Below are 20,131 nucleotides of genomic sequence, written 5' to 3'. Positions count from 1 at the left end.
GTTGATGAGGCCGTAGGACAGTGCGTCGCTACGAGGAAAGGAACGCGAAGTGCTCAAGAAGGCAATGGTCGCCGCGGCGGCCGCCGCATCTGTGATCGGCATGTCGGCGGCAGCGGCTCCCCAGGCTCTTGCCATCGGGGACGACAACGGGCCGGCCGTGGCCAACGGCAACGGTGCCTCCTCATCGTTCGGCAACTCGGCCACCAAGGGCGACATGAGCCCGCAGCTGTCCCTGGTCGAGGGCACGCTGAACAAGCCGTGCGTCGGCCTCGAGGACGTCAACGTCGCCGTCGTCAACCTGGTCCCGGTCCAGGACGTCAACGTCCTGGCGGACGACCTGAACCAGCAGTGCGACGACAACTCCACCCAGGCCAAGCGGGACGGCGCCGTGTCGCACGTCCTGGAGGACCTGTCGGTGCTGTCGGCGAACGGCGAGGGTCGCTGACCCATCCCGTCCGGCCGGGGTGGCTCGCTGACTTCCCCGCGGGCCGCCCGGCCGTACGCGCAGGTATGTCCGCCGGGTGAGAGCGGAAAGTGAGACATTCGAGTGAATTTCACCGTGCCCCACGTTCCGTAGTTTCTTCGGCCGTCAATTCCTCGTTTGCAGGCTGTAGGTCAGTGACCACAGAGAAGGGAAATCTTATGAAGAAGAGCGCTGCTGTCGTCGCGGGCGCGATCATGGCCCTGGGCATGGCTGCCCCGGCCTTCGCCGACGCGGGTGCCGAGGGTGCCGCTGTCGGTTCCCCGGGCGTCCTGTCCGGCAACGTCGTGCAGATCCCCGTCCACGTTCCCGTCAACGTGTGCGGCAACACCATCGACGTGATCGGTCTGCTGAACCCGGCGTTCGGCAACAAGTGCGAGAACGACTGACCTCGTTCCGCACCAGCCGTCCGGCTGTGTCAGGGCCGGCCTTGGCCAACTCGCTTGGTCCAGGGCCGGCTCTTCCCCTTTCGAGCAGCCGTCTCTCTCGAGCAGGAAGACCACCAGAGTGCGACAGACCCTGAGCAGGGGAATGTTCGCGGCCGCCGCCGCGACGAGTGTGCTGTCCCTGTGCGGCAGTCCGGCCCTCGCCGACTCCTTTGCGGACGGCGCCGCCACGAACGCGCCCAGCGCGGTGCCCGACGCCGCCCTCCACGACGCTCAAGGTCACGGCCACGGCCGCGGCGACCAGGGCGTCGAGGACGGGCTCGACGGCACCTCCGACCTGTCCACCGGCGCCGTCGCGGACGGCGCCGCCGTCGGCTCGCCCGGGGTCGGCTCCGGCAACACGGCGCAGGTCCCGGTCGAGGTGCCGCTGAACCTGTGCGGCAACACGGTCGACGTCGTCGCCGCGCTCAACCCCGCCTTCGGCAACTCCTGCGCCCGCCAGGACCCGCCCGGCGGCGGCTACGGCGAGGACGACACGCCGCCTCCCACGACGCCGCCCCCCGCCACGCCGCCGCCGACCACGCCCCCGGGCGAGGAGACCCCGCCCCCGCCCACGGACGACGAGACCCCACCGCCGCCCACCGGCGAGGAGACCCCGCCGCCCCCCGGCGTCGAGCACCCGCCCGTCATGGCCGAGACCGGCGCCGGCACCAACACCCTGGGTGCCGCGGCGGCCGGCCTGGCCCTGATCGCGGGCGGCTCGATCCTCTACCGCAGGGGAAAGGCCGCAGCCGTCCGTCCCTGACGGCCCGCACCCCCAGCACCGCCGACGCCCCCGGCCTTCCGGCCGGGGGCGTCGTGCTGTCCGGCCCTCAGTGGATGCCGGCCCGTTCGTCGTCCTGGGTGGGGGCGGTGGCCTGGCGGACCACGCGGGCGGGGCCGGCGGCGGCCGGGGCGGGGGAGCGGCGGGCGCGGTCGCGGAGGCGGCCGGCCGCGTGCCGGGACCACAGGCGCCACAGGGCGCGGCCCGGGGCCCGGTCGTCGCGGGCGTGCCAGGCCAGTTCCCGGCCGCCGGGGGCCGGGCCGAGGGCGCTGAAGGGGGCGTAGTTCTCCACGACGAAGGTCCGCCCGGGCCGCGCCGCCCCGTCCACGGGGAGCGGGCGGCCGGTCAGGTCCAGGTGCAGGGCGCGGACCACGTCGAGGCCGGCCGTGTCGGTGAACAGGCGGAACTGGGCGCCGGGGCGGGGGTTGAAGTCCAGCAGGTGGTAGTCGCCGGTCGTGCCGCAGCGCCGGAAGTCCAGGTCGAAGATGCCCCGGTAGCCCAGCTCCGCGGTGATCCGCTCGGCGAGCGTGCGCACCCGCGGGTTGGGGGTCCAGCGGCCCACCGCCGTCAGTCCGGCGCCGCGCGGCCGGGACCGGGTCTTGCGGCCGGGGCCGCCGGCCCGCACCGCGCCCGCCCGGTCGGCGTAGCCGTGGAAGAACCAGTCGCGGTCGGGGCCCGGCGGCAGGAACGCCTGGAGCAGCAGCCGGCTGCCCGCCTCCTCGGCCCGCAGGTACAGCTCCCGCGCCTCCTGCGCCGAACGCAGCACGACGGTGCTGCGCAGCCCGCTGCCCGCCGGCAACCGCCAGGGCCGGCTCCACTTGGCCACCACCGGCAGCCCGAGGCGCCACGCGGCCCGCGCGGCCTCACCGGGCCCGTCCGGGACCAGCGTCTCGGGGTGCGGCACCTCCAACGCCCGGCACAGCGCCGCCAGTTCCGCCTTGTCCGCGACCTGCTCGGCCAGCGCGTCCGGCATGTCGGGCAGCAGGTAGGCCGGCGCCAGTTCCGCCCGCAGCCGCGCCGCCGCGAGCGCGCAGGCGTCGTCCATCGGGATGAGTACGGCGGGGCGCCCCACCCGCGCGGCGACGCGGCGCAGCACGGCCGCGACCTCGTCGGCGGACGCGCCGGGCGGCGGCGGGCTGTGCGGGGCGCTCACGTAACGGGAGGCGCCCACCGGGCTGTCCGCGCACTCGGCGACCACGTGCACCTCCACCCCCGCCCGGCCGAGCGAGCGCACCGCGCCCAGCGTGCCGTGGTGAAAGGGGTTCCGGTCGGTCCGCAGCAGGACGGCGGGGACGCGGGTGTCGAACAGCGACACGGTTTCTTCCTTCTGTTTCGTCACAGGTCACCGGTGCGGGCGATCGACGCACTCGAAAGCCGTAACCGAGCTGGCGTGATGGCTACTCATATGACTGGCTGTCATTTACGGACAAGGCGTCAGGAAGCGGGAGAGGTGTCGGCATGACCCCACAGCAGCCACGGACCCGGGCCAGACGGCTGGCATGCGCCGCGGCGGCGGTCGCCGTGTCGGCCGCCTTGGCCGCGGCCGGCCCCGGCTTCGCCGCCGACGAGCCCCCGGCGCCCACCCCGACACCGACGCCCGCCGCGACAGCGACACCATCCGCGGCAGCGACACCGTCCGCGACCGCCACACCCGCCCCGACACCGACGCCCGCCGCGAAGCCCGCCCCCGCCTTCGGCGCGTACCTCGACTACGGCCCGCGCGGCGTGGCCCGCATGGCCGAGCTGAGCCACTGGCTCGGCGACGCCGAACTGCGGGTCGGCCACACCTATCTGCCCGGCGACCGCTGGAGCAACATCGAGGGCGCCCCCGGCTTCCTCGACGTCTGGGCGGACTGGCGGACCCGCCGGGCCGACCGGATGCTCGTCCTCAACGTGCCGATGATGGAGCGCAACGAGGCGGGCGTCGACGACGACGACGTGCGCGCGCTGCTGCGCCGGGGCGCGGCCGGCGAGTTCGACCGCCACTACCGGGCGCTGGCCGAGCGGCTCGTCTCGCTGAAGGTGCCGGACACGGTCCTGGTGCTCGGCTGGGAGATGAACGGCACCACCTACACCCACCGCTGCGGCCCCGACCCCGAGGCGTGGAAGGCGTACTGGAACCGGATCGTCACCACCATGCGCGCGGTCCCGGGGCAGAAGTTCCGCTTCGACTTCGCGCCCAGCCGCGGCCGGGACGCCGTGCCCTGGACGGCCTGCTACCCCGGTGACGACACCGTCGACATCATCGGCATGGACTCCTACGACCAGCCGCGCGGCATGGCCTTCGAGGAGCAGGTGAAGGAGCCGTACGGACTCCAGGCGCACGTCGACTTCGCCAAGGCGCACGGCAAGCCGATCTCGTACCCGGAGTGGGGCCTGTTCCGCAACGGCGACAACGCGGCCTACATGCGCTCCATGCTGGCCTGGATGGACCAGCACGCGCCGCTGTACAACACGCTCACGGACTACTGCCCGCACGGCGTGTGGCAGTGCGACGACAACCCGCGCTCCACGGCCGTCTACCGCTCGGTGCTCTTCGGCCGCACCGATCAGACCCCGGCGCCGACCCCGACCCCGACCCCGACTCCGACCCCGGAGCCGAGCGGGTCCGCCCAGCCGACCGCGCCGCCCACGCCGGCGCCCACCGAGCCGGCCGTTCCGAAGCTCCCCGAGGAGTGCACGCCGCTGGACCTCGGCACGTGGGTCGAGAACGTGCTCGGCGGCAAGCTCTGCATGCGCCTCGGCTGGCACACGCGCGGCCTGTAGCCGCCCCCGGTGGCGGCGGGCCGGCTCAGCTCCCGCCGCCACCGTCGCGCTCCCTCCGCTCCGCGCGGCGGCGCAGCAGCTCCTTGCCGCCCCGCCGCGCCCGCGCGTCGCACAGCGCCGCCGCGAGCAGCGGGGCGGTGTGCCGCCGGGCCAGCAGCAGCCGCTGGTTGGCCACCGGTTCGGGGCGCCAGTGCCGCTTGTACGGCTCGTTGCCGCGCAGTAGGCTCAGCGTGCCGCGCCCCTCGGCGTGCCCGGCGCAGGCGTCGAGGAGCATCACCGCCACGTCCGCCTTCAGCTCCCGCAGCCGGGGGTGGGCGCCGTACAGATAGCCGCCGGCCAGCCGCTCGGCAAGGAAGGTCACGTCCACGGCGACCACCTCGTCGGCCGCGCGGAACTCGGTGACCACCGCGTCCCCGGAGCCCACCAGTGCCCGCACCGACCGCGTCAGGTGCTCCCCGAACCGGGGCCGCAGGTGCTCGCCGGTCACCTTGCGGTCCTGCCACTGCCGCCGGTGCAGGTCGAGCAGGTGCCGAAGCGCCGCGTCGGTCTCCTCCGGCAGCACCGCCCGGCTCTTGACGCCCAGCGTGTCCAGGCGGCGCAGCTTGGCCCGCACCCGCTGCTGGGCCTTGGCCGACGGCAGCCGCGCGGTCAGCTCGGCCAGCGGCAGCGCGGGCAGCTCCAGGCAGAGCGAGTCCGCGAGGCGGCGCCGGGGGCCGGGCCAGCTCGCGTAGACCCGCTCGGCGGCGGCGCCGGGCCGCACCTCGCGCAGGTCGACCAGCGCGGTGCGGGCCGCCCGGGACAGGCCCGCGGTGAGCGCGGCCACCGCGTCAGCGCCGCGCGAGTCGTCCAGGAGGACGTCCCCGTAGTCGGAGATCGCGCCGCCCAGCGGGACCAGTGCCGGCACCGGGCGCCGCACGCGCATCAGCGGTGCGGCGCCGACGAGTTCGCCGCCGGCGCGGGCCAGCAGCACGCGGAGCGCGCCCCGGCCGCCGTAGGAGAGCCACCAGGAGTGCAGCCAGGCGTGGCTCTGGAACGGCGTCGCGGTGGCGCAGCTCCGGTACAGGCGCTGCCAGTCGGGGGCCAGCGCGGCGAACTCGGCCTCCTCGGTGACCAGTTCCGTGCTGAACGGCGTCACGGGCGGTGGCGTCCGTCGGCGGCGCGGCCGGGGCCCGGCACCGGGGCGCCCGGATGGCCTGGTTCCCGGTCGGACCGGCGCGGCCGGACCAGGAGCGCGAGGCCGCCGAGCAGCCCGCCCGCGCTCGCGCCGACCAGACCGGTCACCCCGGCCGACGGCGAGGACGCCTCGGTGGGCGGCACGGCCCGGGCGAACTGCCGCAGCTCGACGTGGGTGTCCTTCTCGGCCGTCGCCGCGTGCCGGGTCAGCGCCCGGGAGACCGCGTTGGCCATGTCGGCGGCCCGGTCGGGGCGGTCGGAGACGGCCGACACGGACACCATCGGGGCGTCCGGCGAGGTGGCCGCCGTGACGCTGTCCCGCAGCGTCGACACCGGCACGCCCGCCCACACCTGGGCGTCCCCGAGCACCGCGAGCTGCGTGGCGACCCGGCCGTACGCCTGCGCGAAGCCCAGCGCGGACGCCGGTTCCGCCTTGGTGCCGGGGACGGCGACGACGTAGCTGGTGGCGGTGTACTGCGGGGTGCTGAGCAGCCCGTACGCGCCGCCGAGCACGCCGCCGGCCAGGACGCCGGCCGCCAGCGGCGTCCAGGGCGGCAGGGCGCGCAGGCGGCGCAGCGCGCCGGGGCGCCGGCGGGGGCGTGGGGCGGTGCGCGGGGGGCGGGCGGCGGCCTCGGCGGGCGCGGGCTCGGTCAGGTGCTCGGTCATGCGGTGCGGACTCCCTCGGGGGCCGGGGACGACGACGGGTGCGCGAGGACGCGGGCGTACACGTCCATCAGGCGGGCGGCGCTGCGGGTGACGCAGTAGTGGCGGGCGGCCTCGGGGGCGGTGCGGGGCCCGGGGCCGGCTCGCCGGGTCTCGGCGAGGGCGTGCGCGAACTCCCGTGCGTCACAGCGGACTTTGCGGGCGTCGGGTGCGGCCTCAGGGGGCAGGTCCTCGACAGCCGGGCAGGAGGCGTAGCGCACCGGGAGCCCGGCGGCCAGCGCCTCCAGGGCCGCCAGGCCGAAGGCCTCCTCCGGGGAGGGCGAGGCCAGCACGTCCATCGCGGCGAGCAGGGAGGGCAGGTCGGGGCCTTCCGTGCCGTCCGGGGCCGCGGGGCGTTCGCCGGTGAGCAGCACGCGGCCCGCGACCCCGGCCGCCTCGGCGGCGCGGCGCAGGGCCGGTTCCTCGGGGCCGCCGCCGACCAGCAGCAGCCGGCAGTCGCCGGGCAGCAGGGCCAGGGCGTCCACCAGTACGTCGAAGCGCTTGCCCGGGGCCAGCCGGCCGACGCCGCCGACCACGTAGGCGTCCTCGGGCAGGCCGAGCAGGCGCCGGGTCGCCGCGCGGCGCTCCGGGTCGAAGCGGAGGCGGGCCAGGTCGATGCCGTTCGGGACGACCTCGACGCGGGGCGCGGGCACGCCCCAGCGGTGCAGCCGGCCGGCGACGGTGGGGGAGACGGCGACCGTGGCGCGGCCGAGGCGCTCGCCGGCCAGGTACAGGGCGCGCACCCCGCCGGTGAGGGGGCGGCCCTCCATCTGGCTGTCGCCCAGGGAGTGTTCGGTGGCGACCACGGCCCGGACGCCGGCGAGGCGGGCGGCGAGCCGGCCGTAGAGGCAGGCGCGGTACAGGTGGGTGTGGACCAGGTCGTAGCCCCCGGCCCGGACGAGCCGCACCAGCCTCGGCAGCGCGGCCAGGTCGCGGTTGCCGGCCATGCCGAGGTGCGTGACCCGCACCCCGTCCGCCCGCAGTCCGGCGGCCACCGGTCCCGGGTTGGTCAGCGTCACCACATCGCACTCGACCGGCAAGTGCCGCAGCAGCAGCCGCAGTTGCTGCTCCGCGCCGCCCACGCCGAGGCCGGTGATGATGTGCAGGGCCCGCACCTCAGACCCCCGCGACGGGCCGCCGGCGCAGCCGGTGCAGCCGCGTCTTCAGCAGCAGGCGGACGCCCGTGTCGCCCTGCCCGACGTGTACGCGGGGCAGCGCGTGCGGGCCGGTCAGCGGGCCGGGGTCGATGCCGCAGCCGTAGGCGTACCCGGCGGCCCGCACCGCGTCCACCGCGCGCCGGTCCAGGGTGCCGTACGGGTAGCAGAAGCCGGCCGGCGCGGTGCCGGTCAGCTCGGCGAGCAGGTCGCGGCTGGCGGCGGTCTCGGCGTGCAGGGTGGCGTCGTCGGCCCCGGTCAGATCGACGTGGGTCAGGCCGTGCGAGCCGATCTCCACGCCCTCGGCGGCGGCCTCTCGGATGCCCTCGGCGGTCAGCAGGGGCTTGCGGGGGCCCAGCGGGTCCCAGGCGTTGACGCCGCCCAGCCGGCCGGGCAGCACGAACAGCGTGGCGCCGCAGCCCCAGCGGCGCAGGGCGGGCAGCGCGTGCTCGGTGAAGTCGGCGTACCCGTCGTCGAAGGTCAGCCCGACCAGGCCGCGGCCCTCGCCGCGGGCCCTCGCCGCGAGCAGCTCGGCCACGGACACCCCGCGCAGCCCGCGCCGGCGCAGCCAGCGCAGCTGGGCCTCGAGGCGGGCCGGGGTGACGGTGACGCGGTACGGGTCGTCGGTGACGTCACCGACGGAGTGGTACATCGCCACCCACGGGACGGTCGTCGCCGGGCGGGCGGTGGTCCGGGCGGGTGCGGTGAGCGTCCCCTTCGGGCCCCTGGACCTCTCGGGCCCTTCGGGAACGGACGCGGACGGGGAGGCGGATGCCGATGCGGCCATGCGGGAGCCTTCGTGAGATGCGGGGGTGCCGGACGAGGGAGCGGGCCGCGCGCAGGGCGGGGGCGACGCCCGCGACCCCCAGGACGAGGCCGGTGAGCGTGAAGACGGCGGCGACCGTGGCGATGCCGGTGACCAGGCCGAGCAGGGGGGAGCCGGTGGCCGCGCCGGTGCGGTCGGCGGCGAGCGCGCCCAGTGCCGTCGCGCAGGCCGCGGCCGGTACCGCCCTGGCCAGCCCGGCCAGTACGCGCCGGACGCGGACGGGGACGCTGCGCGGGCCCATCCCGGCCAGGAGCAGGGCGGCGGTCAGGGTGATGCCGGCGGCATTGGCGGCGGCGATGCCGGTCACGCCCCACGGGCCGACGGCCGCGGCGCCGACGGCGGCCGTGGCGGCGATGCCGACGGCCATCGCGCCCAGCGGGTACCAACTGGGCCTGCTGGCCGAGAAGTAGCAGCGGGACAGGGCGCCCACCACGGTCTGGCCGAGCAGTCCGAGGGCGTACACGCGCATGACGCCGGCGGTGGCGGCCGTGTCGGCGGCGGTGAAGGCGCCGCGCTGGAAGAGGAGTTGGACGAGCTGGGGGGCGCAGGCGATGACGACGGCCGCGCCGAGCAGGACGACGCAGGCGGCCACCGTCACGTCCCGCTCGACCCGTTGCCGGGCCCGCTCGGTGTCCCCGTCGGCCATCGCGCGCGCGACCACCGGGAAGGTGACCGTGCACAGTATCAGCGACAGGGTCATCGGGAGCTGCGCCACCTTCTGCGCGTAGTTGAGGTGCGAGATGGCGCCGGCGGGCAGGCCCGAGGCGAGGAAGCGCTCGATGAGCACCTGGGACTGTCGGCACAGGGCGAAGAGGAGGACGGTGGCGAAGAGGGCGAGGGCGAGGGGTTGTGCGGTCGCCTCGGTGGGCGTGCTCGTCGGCTCGGTGTCCTTGCGCCGCAACTGCCGCAGCAGCGAGGGGGCTTGAGCCGCCACCATCAGGCAGCCGCCCGCCGCGACGCCCAGGGCCGCCGAACGGACCCCCCACCGGCCGCCCAGCAGGAGCATCGCGGTGATGATGGCGGTGTTGTAGGCGACGTAGATCGCGGCGGGCGCCAGGTAGCGGCGGTGGGCGCGCAGGGCGGCGCTGCAGTAGCCGGCCAGGCCGAAGCTGACCGCCGAGGTCGCGGTGAGGCGCGTGCAGTCCACCGCGAGGGCCTGGTCGGGCAGGCCGGGCGCCAGCAGCCGGACCAGCGCGGGCGCGGTGAGCACGACCAGGGCGCCGACGGCGGCGAAGGCGGGCAGCAGCCGGGGCAGGGTCGTGCCGACCAGGGCGCGGACCGGGTCGCCGGGGGCGCCCTGCGCGCGGCGGGCCAGCGCGAGACTGAACATCGGGACCAGCGCGAAGGCGAGGCCGTCCTCGATGAGCAGCGTCGCCGCGAACTCCGGCACCGTCCAGGCCACCAGGAAGGCGTCCGTCTCCCCGCCGGCCCCGAACAGCCGGGCCAGCGCCTGGTCCCGGGCCAGACCGAGCACCGACCCGGCGACGGAGAGGACGGCGGTGATCAGGGCGGCGCGGGCGAGGAAGCGGCGGGAGGAGGGGTCGGGGGTGGCGGGGGCGGCGGAGGTGCCGGGGGCAGCGGGGGTGGCGTCCGGCGGGGTGGTGCGGGCCGGGGGGACGGCGGGGGCTGAGGGGGCGGCGGGGGCCGCGTCGGCGTTCCGGGGGCCTGTCTCGGCGGTTCCCGTGCCGGGGCCCGCGTGGGCCGGCGCCGCGACGGGCGGCGCGTCCTGGCCCGCCGCCGGGCCCGCCGCCCGCGTCCCTTCGGCAGAAGTCGGGTTCACGCTCACGGACCCTGCACCTCCCGCGCGGCAGCGCCGAGCGCCCACCACGCCGCGATGCCCAGGCACACCGCCGTCAGCACCGTCGACGGGCCGCCGATGTCGGCGTAGGCGAAGTCGGTGAGCTGCCAGGTCAGCAGGCCCAGGGCGGCGAGGCCGCAGTCGAGGACGGCGGGGTCGGTGCGCCGGGCGGTGGCCAGGCGGCGCAGGCCCAGGGTCAGCAGCGCCAGCCAGCTCCCCGCCAGCGCCGTCAGGCCGATGAGGCCCTGCTCGGCCAGGACCAGGAGGTACATGTTGTGCGGGGAGAGCAGGGGTTGCCGGACGTAGCCCGCGCCGGCGCCGTCGGTCTCGCTGCCCGAGGACAGCGCCAGCGACGCGTGCGAGTCGCGGTGGTCCGGGAAGCCCTTGAGGCCGACGCCGGTCAGCGGGTGCTCGCGCCACATGCCCGACGCCGCCGCCCACATCGAGTACCGGTCGATGACCGACTGGTCGGGCGCGTCCGCGACCTGCGTGATGCTGCCCAGGCGCTCCTGGAGCATCGCCGAGCCGAGTCCGAGGCCGCCGACCAGCACCACGGCCGCCGCGAGCACCGCCGCCCCGACGGTGAGCGCCCGCCGCCACCCGGCGAGCACCAGCTGGGCCACGAGGGCCACCGCGGTGGCGATCCAGGCGCCCCGGCTGAAGGACACCGCGAGCGGCACCAGCAGGGCGACGGCGCAGCCGGCGGCGGCCACCCGCTGCCGGACCGGCGCCCGCCCGAGGGCCAGACCGGCCGCGCAGACCAGCCCCAGGGACACCACCGTCGCCATCCCCATCACGTCCTGCGCCCCGAAGGTGCCGACCGCCCGGATCCGCTCGCCCTGGTAGGAGGCGCCGGTCCCGGTGAGGAACTGGTGCGTGCCGAGCGCCCCCTGCCACAGCGCGAGCCCGACGAGGGACCAGGCCAGCAGCCGTACGTCGTCCCGCCCCCGGACGAGCAGCAGCACGGCGCACGGGACGAGCACGAACACCTGGAGGTAGCGGCCGAGTCCGGCGAGTCCCGCGCCCGGCGAGGCCGCCCCGGCCGCGGCGACGGCCAGCCCGACGACCGGCAGGCCGAGCACCACCGCCGTGGTCGCCGACAGCGGCCGGTGCCGGTCGCGGACCAGGCGCAGGGCGCAGTACAGCACGACGAGCGCGGACACCGCGTCGGCCGGGTGCGCGCCCTGCGCGCCGCCGTCGGCGGACGGCGCGACCGGCAGCGCGAGCAGCGCGACGACGGCGACGAAGCCGGCCACCGGCGGCAGCCGCCGTACCCGGGCCGCCGACCACAGCGGCAGTGCCTGGCTCACCCGGTCAGCTCCCCGTCGGACGCAGCAGCGCGGCGGCCGTGCGCAGCAGGATGCAGACGTCCTGCCACAGCGACCAGTCGTCGATGTACGCGTTGTCGAAGCGGGCCCGGTCCTCGATGGAGGTGTCCCCGCGCAGCCCGTTGATCTGGGCGAGCCCGGTGATCCCGGCGGGCACCCGGTGGCGGGCCGCGTAACCGGGGTAGGCGCTGCTGAACTGGGCCACGAAGTACGGGCGTTCGGGGCGTGGGCCGACCAGGCTCATGTCGCCGCGGAAGACGTTCCAGAGCTGGAGCAGCTCGTCCACGGAGGTGCGGCGCAGGAAGCGGCAGAACCACGGCATCCGGCGCTCGTCCGCCACGCTCCACCGGGTCGCCGACTCGCGCTCGTCCACCGGGCGGTACGTGCGGAACTTCAGCAGCGTGAAGGGCCGGCCGTCCTTGCCGATCCGCTCCTGCCGGAACACCACGCCCGGCCCCTCGCTGACCCGCAGCGCCAGCGCGCAGGCCGCGAGCACCGGGCTGAGCAGCAGCAGGAGTACGCCGGACACGGCCACGTCAAGGGCCCGCTTGCCCGCGCTGCCCGGCCGCCGCGCCCCCGGCTCCAGGCGCCGGCAGGCGAACCCGGCGAGCCGGTCACGGCCCGCGTGCGAGGGGGCGTCCGCGTCGACCTCCCAGACCGCGCACCCCGACTCGGCCAGCGCCCGCAGCAGGGGGCCCTGCTGGGTGCGTACCGACGGGTGGACGGCGAGGACCACCCGCACGCCGTTCTGCACGACCGCCCGCTGCACCTCCTCGCCGGTGGTCAGCACCGGCAGCCCGGCCGCGCCGTCCGGCTCGCCGGCCACGACACCCACCGGCCGCACCCCGCTGCGCGGATGCCGCAGCACCGCCGACGCCACCCGCTGCGCGGTCGCGGCCGGGCCGACGACGAGCGCCGGGTGCGGGTGGTCGAGCAGCGCCCTGCGCCGCTGGTGGTGAGCGAGGCCCCGGGCCGCGCAGCCCGTCGCCGCGTGCAGCAGGAAGCCGAGCAGCAGGGTGCGGGCGGACAGCGCGTGCGGCGGGGCGTACGCGGCCACCAGCGCCGCCAGCGCCAGCCAGATCACGGCGACCCGGGCGCACACGGCGGGCAGTTCGTCCAGGACGCCGGGCAGCCGCCGGGGCGGGCGGAACGGGCGCAGCAGCAGCGCGGCGCTGACCAGCAGGGCGGCTAGCAGCGGCTGGTGCGGGGTGCCGGCCAGGGCGAGGGTGCCCGGCAGGGCCGCCGTGCCGTCCGCGACGAGCAGGGGCAGTGCGGGCAGCGGCCCCGGGGCCGGGCGCCGGGCGGGGAACCGGTAGCCCGGGGTGGCGGTGCGCGGCGGCAGCACCGAGACGGCCGGGGACGACGACCCGGCGTCCCGGGGCTGTCCGGCGGGGACGGGGACGGTGCTTTCCGCGGTCACTGGTGGCTGCACTTCCTGTACTCGGCGGGCACGAAGGAGTGCGCGGCGGGCCGCGCGTCGGGGAGGGCGGCGGTGGTGTCGGGGGTCGCCTCGGAGGTCGCTGCGGGGATCGCTTCGGGGGTGCGCCCGTACGGCAGGTCGGGTTGGTGCGGGTCCTCGCGCAGCACCGCCCGGTACACCGCCGCGACCGCCGCCGCCGTGTGCCGTACGTCGTGCACGGCCCGCACGTGGGCCCGGCCCGCGCGGCCCAGCGACCCGCGCAGGGGGGTGTCGGCCAGCAGGGCGGTGAGGGCGGCGGCCAGGGCGGGCGGGTCCTCCGGCGGGACGAGGCAGTGCGGGGCGAGGGCGGCCGGGAGGCTCTCGCGGGCGCCGTCCACGTCGGTGACCAGCACCGGTCGCCCGCAGGCCATCGCCTCCAGCGGTGCCAGTGCCATGCCCTCCCAGCGCGAGGGCAGGACGACCACGTCGGCGGCCCGGTACCAGGGCACGGGGTCGGCGACCGCGCCGGTGAAGCGGACGGACGCGGGGGCGCGGACCGTGAGGCGGGGGCGGTCGGGGCCGTCGCCGACCAGGGCGAGGCGGGCTCCCGGGACGCGGGCGCGCACGGTGTCCCAGGCGTCGAGCAGCACGTCCTGGCCCTTCTGGCGGCAGAGCCGGCCGACGCAGACCACGAGGGGGCCGTCGGCTTCCTGGCCGGGGGCCTCTTCGGGGAGGTGCCGGTCCGGGTCGGGGGCGTACCGGTCCGGGTCGATGCCGTTCGGGACGACCGACCACCGCCCGCCGATTCCGGCCCGCTCCCCGCGCAGCCGCTCCGCCTCGCTCACGCACACCGTGCGCGCCGTCCAGCGCGCCGCCCACCGCTCCCAGCGCAGCGCGCCCGCCGCCGCGGCGCCGCCGACCGCCTCGAACGACCAGGCGTGCGGCTGGAACACGGTCGGGATCCGGCCCCGTACGGCGAGCCGCCCCGCCAGGCCGGCCTTCGCGCTGTGCGCGTGCACCAGGTCGGGGCGCACCTCGCCGACCACCCGCGCGAGCCGCCGCGCCTCCGCCGCCACCGCCGGCCCCGGCGCGCGGGTCGCCGGCCAGTGCCGCACGTCCGCGCCCAGCGAGCGCAGCCCGGCGGCCAGCGGGCCGTCCGGACAGGCGACCGAGACCCGCAGCCCGGCGGCGAGCTGAGCCCGCGCCAGATCCGCCACCACCCGGGCCACCCCGCCGTCCACCGGCTGGGTGACGTGCAGGACCCGCGGTGGGGGGCCGGTCGGTGACAGCTGCATGCGCGTTTCCTCGCTCACGGAAGATGCTCAGACGGGCGGGAACGCGTCTGATCCCCGGGGCGCCGGCCGCGACGCGGCGCCCGCCGGCGCACGCCGCGTCGTGCTGGGCAACGAGCCAGGGGGCCGGCTGGTCACCGCCGAGGCCGCACTCCCTTACGACTGGCTGCTCCACGTGGCTGCGTGGGACGGCGGGGACGGTGTGGGACTCTAGCCGTCATCGGGGCGAAAGGGGCAAAACATGGAATGTGTGTCGGGACGGTGAACACCCGTCCGGCGCGAGATCACCCCTTTGGCGGCACAACCCGCCTGCGCGCAGCGCGTTGACACTGCGCCGGGCAGCCGCCCGGATGTTTGTGTCAACCCCAAGGAGCACCTCTCCATGTCGCGTATTGCGAAGGGCCTGGCCCTGACCTCCGTCGCCGCCGCCGCGGTGGCGGGCACCGCCGGTGTCGCCGCTGCCGACAGCGGCGCGCAGGCCGCCGCCGCCCACTCCCCGGGCGTCCTGTCCGGCAACGTCCTCCAGGTCCCGGTCCACATCCCGGTGAACGTCTGCGGCAACACCATCGACGTCATCGGCCTGCTGAACCCGGCCTTCGGCAACGAGTGCGAGAACGACTGACCTCGGCTCGCATCCCCGCACCGGCCGTCCGCACCGCGGTTCCTCCGCGAACAGGGCGGCCGGTCCGCGTTCGCGCCCGGACGGCGGTGAGCGGTTGCGACGCGCCACGGGCCCTTCCACGGTGGGCAGAGGATCCGCGCACCACCGAAAGGAACCCCCCATGCGTCTGCCCGCCCGTCTGCCCGCACGGCGAATCGCCGCCACCGCGCTCTGCGCCGGACTGCTGACCGGCGTCACCGGTCCGGCGGCCATGGCGGCCGACGGCGCGGCGTCCCGGCACGGCACCCCGGCGGCCACCGCCCAGGCGCCCGCCTCCGACGAGGACGACCTGCTGGGTCAGCTCGGCGACCCGGCCGGCCTCGGCGACCTGCTCGCCCCGGTCACCGACATGCTCGACGCCGTCCTCCAGGCCGACGGTGGCGCCCTCACCGACGAGCAGGCGGACCAGCTCGCCGACGCCGTGCAGGAGGCTCTCGCGCAGGCCGGCGCCACGGGCGCGGACCAGGCCGCGGCCGAGACCCCGGCCCCGGCGACCGACCTCGCCCCCGCCGCCGACCCGGCCCCCGCCGCGGCGACCGACCCGGACGCGGACGCGGTGAACGCCCCCGCCGCCGACCCGGCCGCGACCCCCGCCGCGCCCTCCGCCCCCGCCTCGACCCCCGCCCCCGCCGACCAGCCCGCCGTGGCCGCGCCGGACGCCGACGGGCCTGTCACCCTGCCGGCGCCCGTGGAGACGGCCACCGCCGACCCGGCCGCCGACGCGCTCGCCGCCCTGCAGAAGCAGGTCGACGCCCTGGTCGCCGCCACCACCTCCGGCTCCGCCGACCAGGTGGGCCCGGCCGTCCAGGACGTCATGAACGGCGTCGTCGCCGTCGTCTCCGCCACCCTGGCCGGCAACGGCACGCCGGCGGACGCTTCCTGAGGCCCGTTTCCAGGCCGCCGCGCCGCCCCCCTGGGGGCGGACGCGGCGGCCTCTCGCGTTCCGTGAATCTCATATGCCTTCGGATCTCATATGTCTTCTGGTGGCGGGGTTTCCGCCACCGGCGCAGATCGTTAGGCACGGCGCACGAATCGCCGAAGAGTCGCCGACGAAGAGGAACACGATGAAGTCCCTGAAGGCCGCCGCTGTCGTTGCCGGATCCCTGGTCGCCGCCGGCGCCGCCGCGCCCGCGTTCGCCTACGACACCGCCGACCTCACGCCCACCAGCCTCAACGGCGCGTTCAACTCCCTCACCAGGGGCCCCATCGACGTGATGCCGATCAAGCACCAGGGGGACCAGTCGAACGTGCTGGACACCGAGAACAAGGACTCCGTCCTGCACTCGGTCAAGGGCGCGACGAGCGACCTGAACTCCGGCAACGGCCTCCTCGGCGGCCTCCCCCTCGGCGGCTGACCCGCACCCCCGACCCCCACCTCGAAGGGACCGTGTCCGCCATGAAGCCGCTGAAGCCGCTGAAGCCGATCACCAGAGGAACCCTCGCCGCCGTCGTCACCGGCATCGCCGCCGCCGTGGGCGCCACCGCGACCCCGGCCGCCGCCGTCCCCGTGCCCGTCCCGCTGGGCGGTGCCGAGACCGCGCTCGGCATGGAGCTGCCCGAGGTGGCCGGCGAGCTGCCCGTGCCGGTGCCGGGCGCCCCCGACGGCCCGCGGTACGTGGCGGGCCGGCTGCTGCCCGACCGCACGCTGCCCCAACTGCCGGTCGACGGCGGGCTGCCCGGCGCCGACGTGCGTCAGCCGCTGCCGCGCGTCCTCGGCGACCAGTTCGACCACGCCGCGCTCGACGCCCCCGCCACCGAGGTGCGGACCCTGGCGCCCGGCCTCTCCCTGGACGCCCCGCTCAGCGCCCCCGACCCCGACGGCTTCGGCCTGCCGACCACCCGGCTGCCCGAGGCGGCCGTCCTGACCCCGCTCGTGCAGACGGTGCCGACAGCCGACCTCGGGGTCGGACCGGGGCTGTAGCCGTGGCGGCAGACGTTTCCCCGGGCGGGACCCGGCGGCAGCTGATGCGGGGCCTGCTGGCCCCGGCCGCCGCCGTGGCCCTGGCCCCGCTGGTCGCCGCGTCCCGGTCCGCCGCGCACCCCGAGCCGGACGCCGGCGTCTTCGACGAGACGTACGGGGGCCGCCGCATCCAGGGCCTCAGGTCGGCCGCCGGCCCCTGGCAGGTCACCGTGGACGGCCGCCCGCTGCACCTGATGCGCCGCGCCGACGGCACCTGGCTGACGATGGTCGACCACTACCGGCCGTATCCCACCCCCCTGGCCGCGGCCCGGGGCGCCGTGGACGAGCTGGGTCCGGGCACGCACCTGCGCGACCTGCGGGCCGACGGCGGCCACGACCACACGGGGGGCGGCCGGCATGGCGTACACGCGTAAGGACGTCGCCACCCTCACCCGCGACGAGAAGCGGCGCTTCGTCGCGGCGCTGCTCGAGGTCAAGCGGCGCGGCGAGTACGACGAGTTCGTGCGCACGCACATCGAGTACTACGTCCCCGACGGCGAGGACGGCCTGCGCACCGCCCACATGGCGCCGTCCTTCCTGCCTTGGCACCGCCGCTTCCTCCTCGACCTGGAGGCGGCCCTGCGCCGCGTCGACGCGTCGGTGACCCTGCCGTACTGGGACTGGACGAAGCGCCGCTCCGCCACCGGCGGCCCCTGGACCGCCGACCTGCTCGGCGGCACCGGGCGGCGCGCCGACCACCGCGTGACGACCGGGCCGTTCGCCTACGCCGAGGGGAACTGGCGCCTCAAGGTGAACGTCACGGACACCAAGTTCCTCACCCGGGACCTCGGGCGGCCCGACGCCCCCATCGAACTGCCGGTCGCGAGCGACGTGGAGTGGGCGCTGCGGGACGCGTCGTACGACACCGCGCCCTACGACTCCACGGTCCGCACCGGCTTCCGCAACAAGCTGGAGGGCTGGGGCACCGGGCGCGGCAGCGTCTCGTGGCGCAACCACAACCGGGTGCACCGCTGGGTCGGCGGCGCGATGGTCGGCGCGGCCTCCGTCAACGACCCGGTGTTCTGGCTGCACCACGCCTTCGTCGACCTGCTCTGGACCCGCTGGCAGGCGAGGCACCGCGGCGCCCGCTACCTGCCCGCGCAGCCGCCGGGTCGGGGCGACGCCCAGCGCGGCCGGGTCGTGGCCCGGCACGAGCCGCTGCCGCCGTGGGACGTCACGCCGGACGAGCTGGAGGACGTCAGCCGGATCTACCGCTACGCCTGATCTCCTCTGACGCGTAGAGAGCCTGGCGCGTGAAGAGCCCGACGCGTGAAAAGCCCCGGCGGGCTGCCCGCCGGGGCTCTTCACGGTCGTACGGGGGGCTCAGCTGCCGTAGCCGTAGCCGCCGTCCTCGTCGTGGCCGTCGTTGGAGCAGGCGTTGCCGAAGGCCGGGTTGAGCAGGCCGATCACATTGATGGTGTTGCCGCACAGGTTGACCGGCACGTTGAGCGGGACCTGGACGACGTTGCCGGACGCGACACCGGGCGAGCCGACGGCCGCGCCCTCGGCGCCCGCGTCCGCCATGGCCAGACCGGTGCCGCTGAGGACCACGGCACCGGCGCCGAGCGCGACGCCGGCGACCTTCGCGATGCGAGACATCACGTTCTCCTTATGAACTCGGGGAGCGCGGCGGCAGGACACGCCGTCGCACTGCCGGTTCAACGGGCCGGGTGGAAGCGGGTAACGGGGGGAGGGGCGTGATCACCCATTCTGAACAGGCCACCGCGAAAACCGGTGCGCCGCGGGCGGGGGGTTCCACTAGCCTGCCCGGCATGTCTGACGCCGACCGACCCGTCCCGCCCTCCGCCGCCGACCTGCTGGGCCTCTTCGCCGAGGAGAGCCGGGCGCGCGCGTTCGCCGCCGTGGCCCTGGGCGCGTCCGACGCCGCCGAGGTCGCCGCGGCGGCCGGCCTCTCCGCGCGGGACGCGGCGAGCGCGCTGGAACGGCTGCGGCGGCACGGGGTGGTGGCGCCCGGCGACGACGGCGCGCTCACCGTGGCCTACGACCGCTTCCGCGAGCCCCTGCGCACGCCCCGCCCCGCTCCCGACACCCAGGACGACCCGGCGACCGGCGACGACGCCGCCGACCTGATCGTGCGGACCTTCGTCCGGGACGGCCGGCTGGTGCGGCTGCCGGCGCGGTGGACCCGCAAGAAGGTCGTCCTGCGCCACATCGCCGACCGGACCTTCGAGCCCGGCGTGGACTACCCGGAGCGCACGGTCGACGCCAAGCTGCGCGGCTGGTGCGAGGACGGCGACGTCGACCATGTGACGCTCCGGCGCCACCTGGTGGACCTGGGCCACCTGCGCCGGAGCGACGGGATCTACCGGCGTCCGGTCGAGTCGGGTCGGTCGGAGACGGCCTGAGACCGCCGAGGGCCGGCGTCAGGCCGCCAGCAGCCGCAGCTCCGCCTCGGCGCGCTCGGTGACCAGGGCGAGGACGCGGCCGGCCGCCGCCAGGTCCGCGGCGGGAATGCCGTCCCAGACGCGGGCGGCGTGGGGAGCGACCTCCGCGCCGACGGCGGCGAGCAGTTCGCGCCCGGCGTCCGTGGGACGCAGGTGCGGCCCGTCGGCGACGAGCAGCCGCTCGGCCACCAGCCGGTCGAGGTCGGCGCGGACGGCGTCCGGGCCGGACTTGAGGGCGCCCCGGGCCCGGGTGGCCAACTCGTCCGGCGTCAGTGGGGCTTCGGCGGTGACGGCGACGCGGAGGGCGACCTGCCGCTCGAAGGTGAGGCCGTGCGCGGCCAGGAAGTGCTCCAGGAGACCGCGGGCGGCGTAGTGGGCGAGACCGAGCGCGCGGGCGTCGGCGACGGGTGCGGTGGTGGTCATGGTGGTGTCCCCTTGCTGTTCTCGTGGTCCGACGGGGTGAGGGGTACATCGAGAGGTACGTCGAGCAGGGTCGTCAGCTCGTGGGTGAAGGCGCGGGTGCGTTCGGCGCCGAGGCCGCCGAGCGGTTCGAGGAGCCGCTCCAGCAGCTCCTGCACCACCCCGATGGCCCGACGCGTGACGGCCTGCCCCTCCTCGGTCAGCGCGAGTTGCACGGCACGCGGGTCGCGGGGGTCGCGGGCGCGCTCGACCAGCCCGGCGGCCTCCAGGGCACGCGCCAGCTTGGAGACGTACAGCGCCTCCAGGCCGGTGTGGTCGGCGAGCCGCCGCTGACTGGGCCGCTCCCCGGTGCGCTGCATGCCGTACAGGGACGCGACCAGCGAGTACTGCGCGTGGGTGAGACCCGAGGGGGCCAGCGCACGGTCGACCGCGACACGCCATCTGTTGGCGAGCCGCCACACCAGGAAGCCGGGGGTGGGGCCCGGGGAACCCTTGCTCATGGCAAAAACAGTACATGGCTATGGTAGCCATGGCTACTATAAATCTGGTTCAGTGTC

23 protein-coding genes are annotated in these 20,131 nt (G+C 76.5%); 11 read left to right on the top strand and 12 right to left on the bottom strand.

The window, feature by feature from the left end; genetic code table 11:
* The first annotated feature begins 49 nt into the window (after window positions 1-49).
* The 3 genes from rdlA (at window position 50) to ACGFZL_RS02860 (ending at window position 1,672) form a co-directional block, all read left to right on the top strand.
* Complete coding sequence (gene rdlA / locus ACGFZL_RS02870) at window positions 50-445, top strand: rodlin RdlA (RefSeq protein ID WP_393688591.1); 396 nt, start codon at window positions 50-52, stop codon at window positions 443-445.
* A 197-nt stretch (window positions 446-642) separates the two neighbouring features.
* Entirely contained in the window at window positions 643-870 is a 228-nt protein-coding gene (chpD, locus tag ACGFZL_RS02865) for a chaplin ChpD (RefSeq protein WP_393688589.1), read from the top strand.
* A gap of 118 nt (window positions 871-988) precedes the next feature.
* Window positions 989-1,672, top strand: coding sequence for a chaplin (locus ACGFZL_RS02860; protein ID WP_393688587.1), 684 nt, complete (start codon window positions 989-991; stop codon window positions 1,670-1,672).
* 67 nt (window positions 1,673-1,739) lie between these two features.
* Here ACGFZL_RS02860 and ACGFZL_RS02855 read toward each other — a convergent pair whose 3' ends face one another.
* On the bottom strand, window positions 1,740-3,005 hold the full coding sequence (locus ACGFZL_RS02855) for an ATP-grasp domain-containing protein (RefSeq protein ID WP_393688585.1): 1,266 nt from the start codon (window positions 3,003-3,005) through the stop codon (window positions 1,740-1,742).
* Window positions 3,006-3,148: 143 nt separating this feature from the next.
* Here ACGFZL_RS02855 and ACGFZL_RS02850 point away from each other — a divergent pair, with 143 nt between their 5' ends.
* The gene (locus tag ACGFZL_RS02850) at window positions 3,149-4,456 is read left to right on the top strand and encodes a glycoside hydrolase family 26 protein (protein WP_393688583.1); all 1,308 of its coding nucleotides are present in this window, start codon (window positions 3,149-3,151) and stop codon (window positions 4,454-4,456) included.
* Between the two features lie 25 nt (window positions 4,457-4,481).
* On the opposite strand, the gene ACGFZL_RS02845 is transcribed toward ACGFZL_RS02850, so the two are convergent.
* From ACGFZL_RS02845 to ACGFZL_RS02810, 8 genes are read right to left on the bottom strand one after another with little or no spacing between them, the layout of a single operon-like run.
* Window positions 4,482-5,591 (bottom strand): GNAT family N-acetyltransferase, encoded by a 1,110-nt coding sequence (locus ACGFZL_RS02845; protein ID WP_355165796.1) that lies wholly within the window; start codon window positions 5,589-5,591, stop codon window positions 4,482-4,484.
* Window positions 5,588-6,295 carry a lipopolysaccharide biosynthesis protein gene (locus ACGFZL_RS02840; protein WP_393688580.1) on the bottom strand — a complete coding sequence of 236 codons (708 nt, stop codon included), beginning with the start codon at window positions 6,293-6,295 and terminating at the stop codon, window positions 5,588-5,590. Before ACGFZL_RS02840 ends, ACGFZL_RS02845 begins: the two co-directional genes overlap by 4 nt.
* The gene (locus ACGFZL_RS02835) at window positions 6,292-7,446 is read right to left on the bottom strand and encodes a glycosyltransferase (RefSeq protein WP_393688578.1); all 1,155 of its coding nucleotides are present in this window, start codon (window positions 7,444-7,446) and stop codon (window positions 6,292-6,294) included. The genes ACGFZL_RS02840 and ACGFZL_RS02835 overlap by 4 nt, the downstream gene beginning before the upstream one ends.
* Window position 7,447: 1 nt before the next feature.
* Window positions 7,448-8,137: a polysaccharide deacetylase family protein gene (locus tag ACGFZL_RS02830; RefSeq protein WP_393688677.1), complete on the bottom strand. Its 690-nt coding sequence runs from the start codon at window positions 8,135-8,137 to the stop codon at window positions 7,448-7,450.
* The gene (gene murJ, locus ACGFZL_RS02825; protein ID WP_393688576.1) at window positions 8,118-10,091 is read right to left on the bottom strand and encodes a murein biosynthesis integral membrane protein MurJ; all 1,974 of its coding nucleotides are present in this window, start codon (window positions 10,089-10,091) and stop codon (window positions 8,118-8,120) included. The genes ACGFZL_RS02830 and murJ overlap by 20 nt, the downstream gene beginning before the upstream one ends.
* Window positions 10,092-10,093: 2 nt before the next feature.
* Window positions 10,094-11,419 carry an O-antigen ligase family protein gene (locus ACGFZL_RS02820; protein WP_393688574.1) on the bottom strand — a complete coding sequence of 442 codons (1,326 nt, stop codon included), beginning with the start codon at window positions 11,417-11,419 and terminating at the stop codon, window positions 10,094-10,096.
* A 4-nt stretch (window positions 11,420-11,423) separates the two neighbouring features.
* Window positions 11,424-12,857 carry an exopolysaccharide biosynthesis polyprenyl glycosylphosphotransferase gene (locus ACGFZL_RS02815; protein ID WP_393688572.1) on the bottom strand — a complete coding sequence of 478 codons (1,434 nt, stop codon included), beginning with the start codon at window positions 12,855-12,857 and terminating at the stop codon, window positions 11,424-11,426.
* The gene (locus ACGFZL_RS02810; RefSeq protein WP_393688570.1) at window positions 12,854-14,131 is read right to left on the bottom strand and encodes a glycosyltransferase; all 1,278 of its coding nucleotides are present in this window, start codon (window positions 14,129-14,131) and stop codon (window positions 12,854-12,856) included. The genes ACGFZL_RS02815 and ACGFZL_RS02810 overlap by 4 nt, the downstream gene beginning before the upstream one ends.
* Before the next feature lie 379 nt (window positions 14,132-14,510).
* Between ACGFZL_RS02810 and chpG the strand changes: the two genes are divergently transcribed.
* The 6 genes from chpG to ACGFZL_RS02780 all read left to right on the top strand — a co-directional run bounded on the left by chpG (window position 14,511) and on the right by ACGFZL_RS02780 (window position 17,973).
* A complete protein-coding gene (gene chpG, locus ACGFZL_RS02805) occupies window positions 14,511-14,750 on the top strand; it encodes a chaplin ChpG (protein WP_031046059.1) in 240 nt (79 codons plus the stop codon).
* Window positions 14,751-14,910: 160 nt separating this feature from the next.
* A complete protein-coding gene (locus tag ACGFZL_RS02800; protein WP_393688568.1) occupies window positions 14,911-15,672 on the top strand; it encodes a hypothetical protein in 762 nt (253 codons plus the stop codon).
* Between the two features lie 181 nt (window positions 15,673-15,853).
* Window positions 15,854-16,144: a hypothetical protein gene (locus tag ACGFZL_RS02795; RefSeq protein ID WP_355165810.1), complete on the top strand. Its 291-nt coding sequence runs from the start codon at window positions 15,854-15,856 to the stop codon at window positions 16,142-16,144.
* A 59-nt stretch (window positions 16,145-16,203) separates the two neighbouring features.
* Window positions 16,204-16,710 (top strand): hypothetical protein, encoded by a 507-nt coding sequence (locus ACGFZL_RS02790; protein ID WP_393688675.1) that lies wholly within the window; start codon window positions 16,204-16,206, stop codon window positions 16,708-16,710.
* Between the two features lie 44 nt (window positions 16,711-16,754).
* A complete protein-coding gene (locus ACGFZL_RS02785) occupies window positions 16,755-17,123 on the top strand; it encodes a tyrosinase cofactor (protein WP_393688673.1) in 369 nt (122 codons plus the stop codon).
* Window positions 17,107-17,973, top strand: coding sequence for a tyrosinase family protein (locus ACGFZL_RS02780; protein ID WP_393688566.1), 867 nt, complete (start codon window positions 17,107-17,109; stop codon window positions 17,971-17,973). The genes ACGFZL_RS02785 and ACGFZL_RS02780 overlap by 17 nt, the downstream gene beginning before the upstream one ends.
* Before the next feature lie 99 nt (window positions 17,974-18,072).
* On the opposite strand, the gene ACGFZL_RS02775 is transcribed toward ACGFZL_RS02780, so the two are convergent.
* Entirely contained in the window at window positions 18,073-18,348 is a 276-nt protein-coding gene (locus ACGFZL_RS02775) for a chaplin (protein WP_355165814.1), read from the bottom strand.
* A 173-nt stretch (window positions 18,349-18,521) separates the two neighbouring features.
* Between ACGFZL_RS02775 and ACGFZL_RS02770 the strand changes: the two genes are divergently transcribed.
* Entirely contained in the window at window positions 18,522-19,115 is a 594-nt protein-coding gene (locus ACGFZL_RS02770) for a DUF2087 domain-containing protein (protein WP_393688563.1), read from the top strand.
* Between the two features lie 18 nt (window positions 19,116-19,133).
* Here ACGFZL_RS02770 and ACGFZL_RS02765 read toward each other — a convergent pair whose 3' ends face one another.
* Window positions 19,134-19,577, bottom strand: a complete 444-nt coding sequence (locus tag ACGFZL_RS02765) for a MarR family transcriptional regulator (RefSeq protein ID WP_393688561.1) — start codon at window positions 19,575-19,577, stop codon at window positions 19,134-19,136.
* A complete protein-coding gene (locus tag ACGFZL_RS02760) occupies window positions 19,574-20,074 on the bottom strand; it encodes a MarR family winged helix-turn-helix transcriptional regulator (protein ID WP_393688559.1) in 501 nt (166 codons plus the stop codon). The genes ACGFZL_RS02765 and ACGFZL_RS02760 overlap by 4 nt, the downstream gene beginning before the upstream one ends.
* Between the last annotated feature and the right edge of the window lie 57 nt (window positions 20,075-20,131).

Source organism: Streptomyces sp. NPDC048182, from assembly GCF_043202555.1.
Taxonomy (GTDB): Bacteria; Actinomycetota; Actinomycetes; order Streptomycetales; family Streptomycetaceae; genus Streptomyces.
Note: the sequence above shows the minus strand (reverse complement) of the source record. Positions and strands in the feature narration are given on the sequence as shown.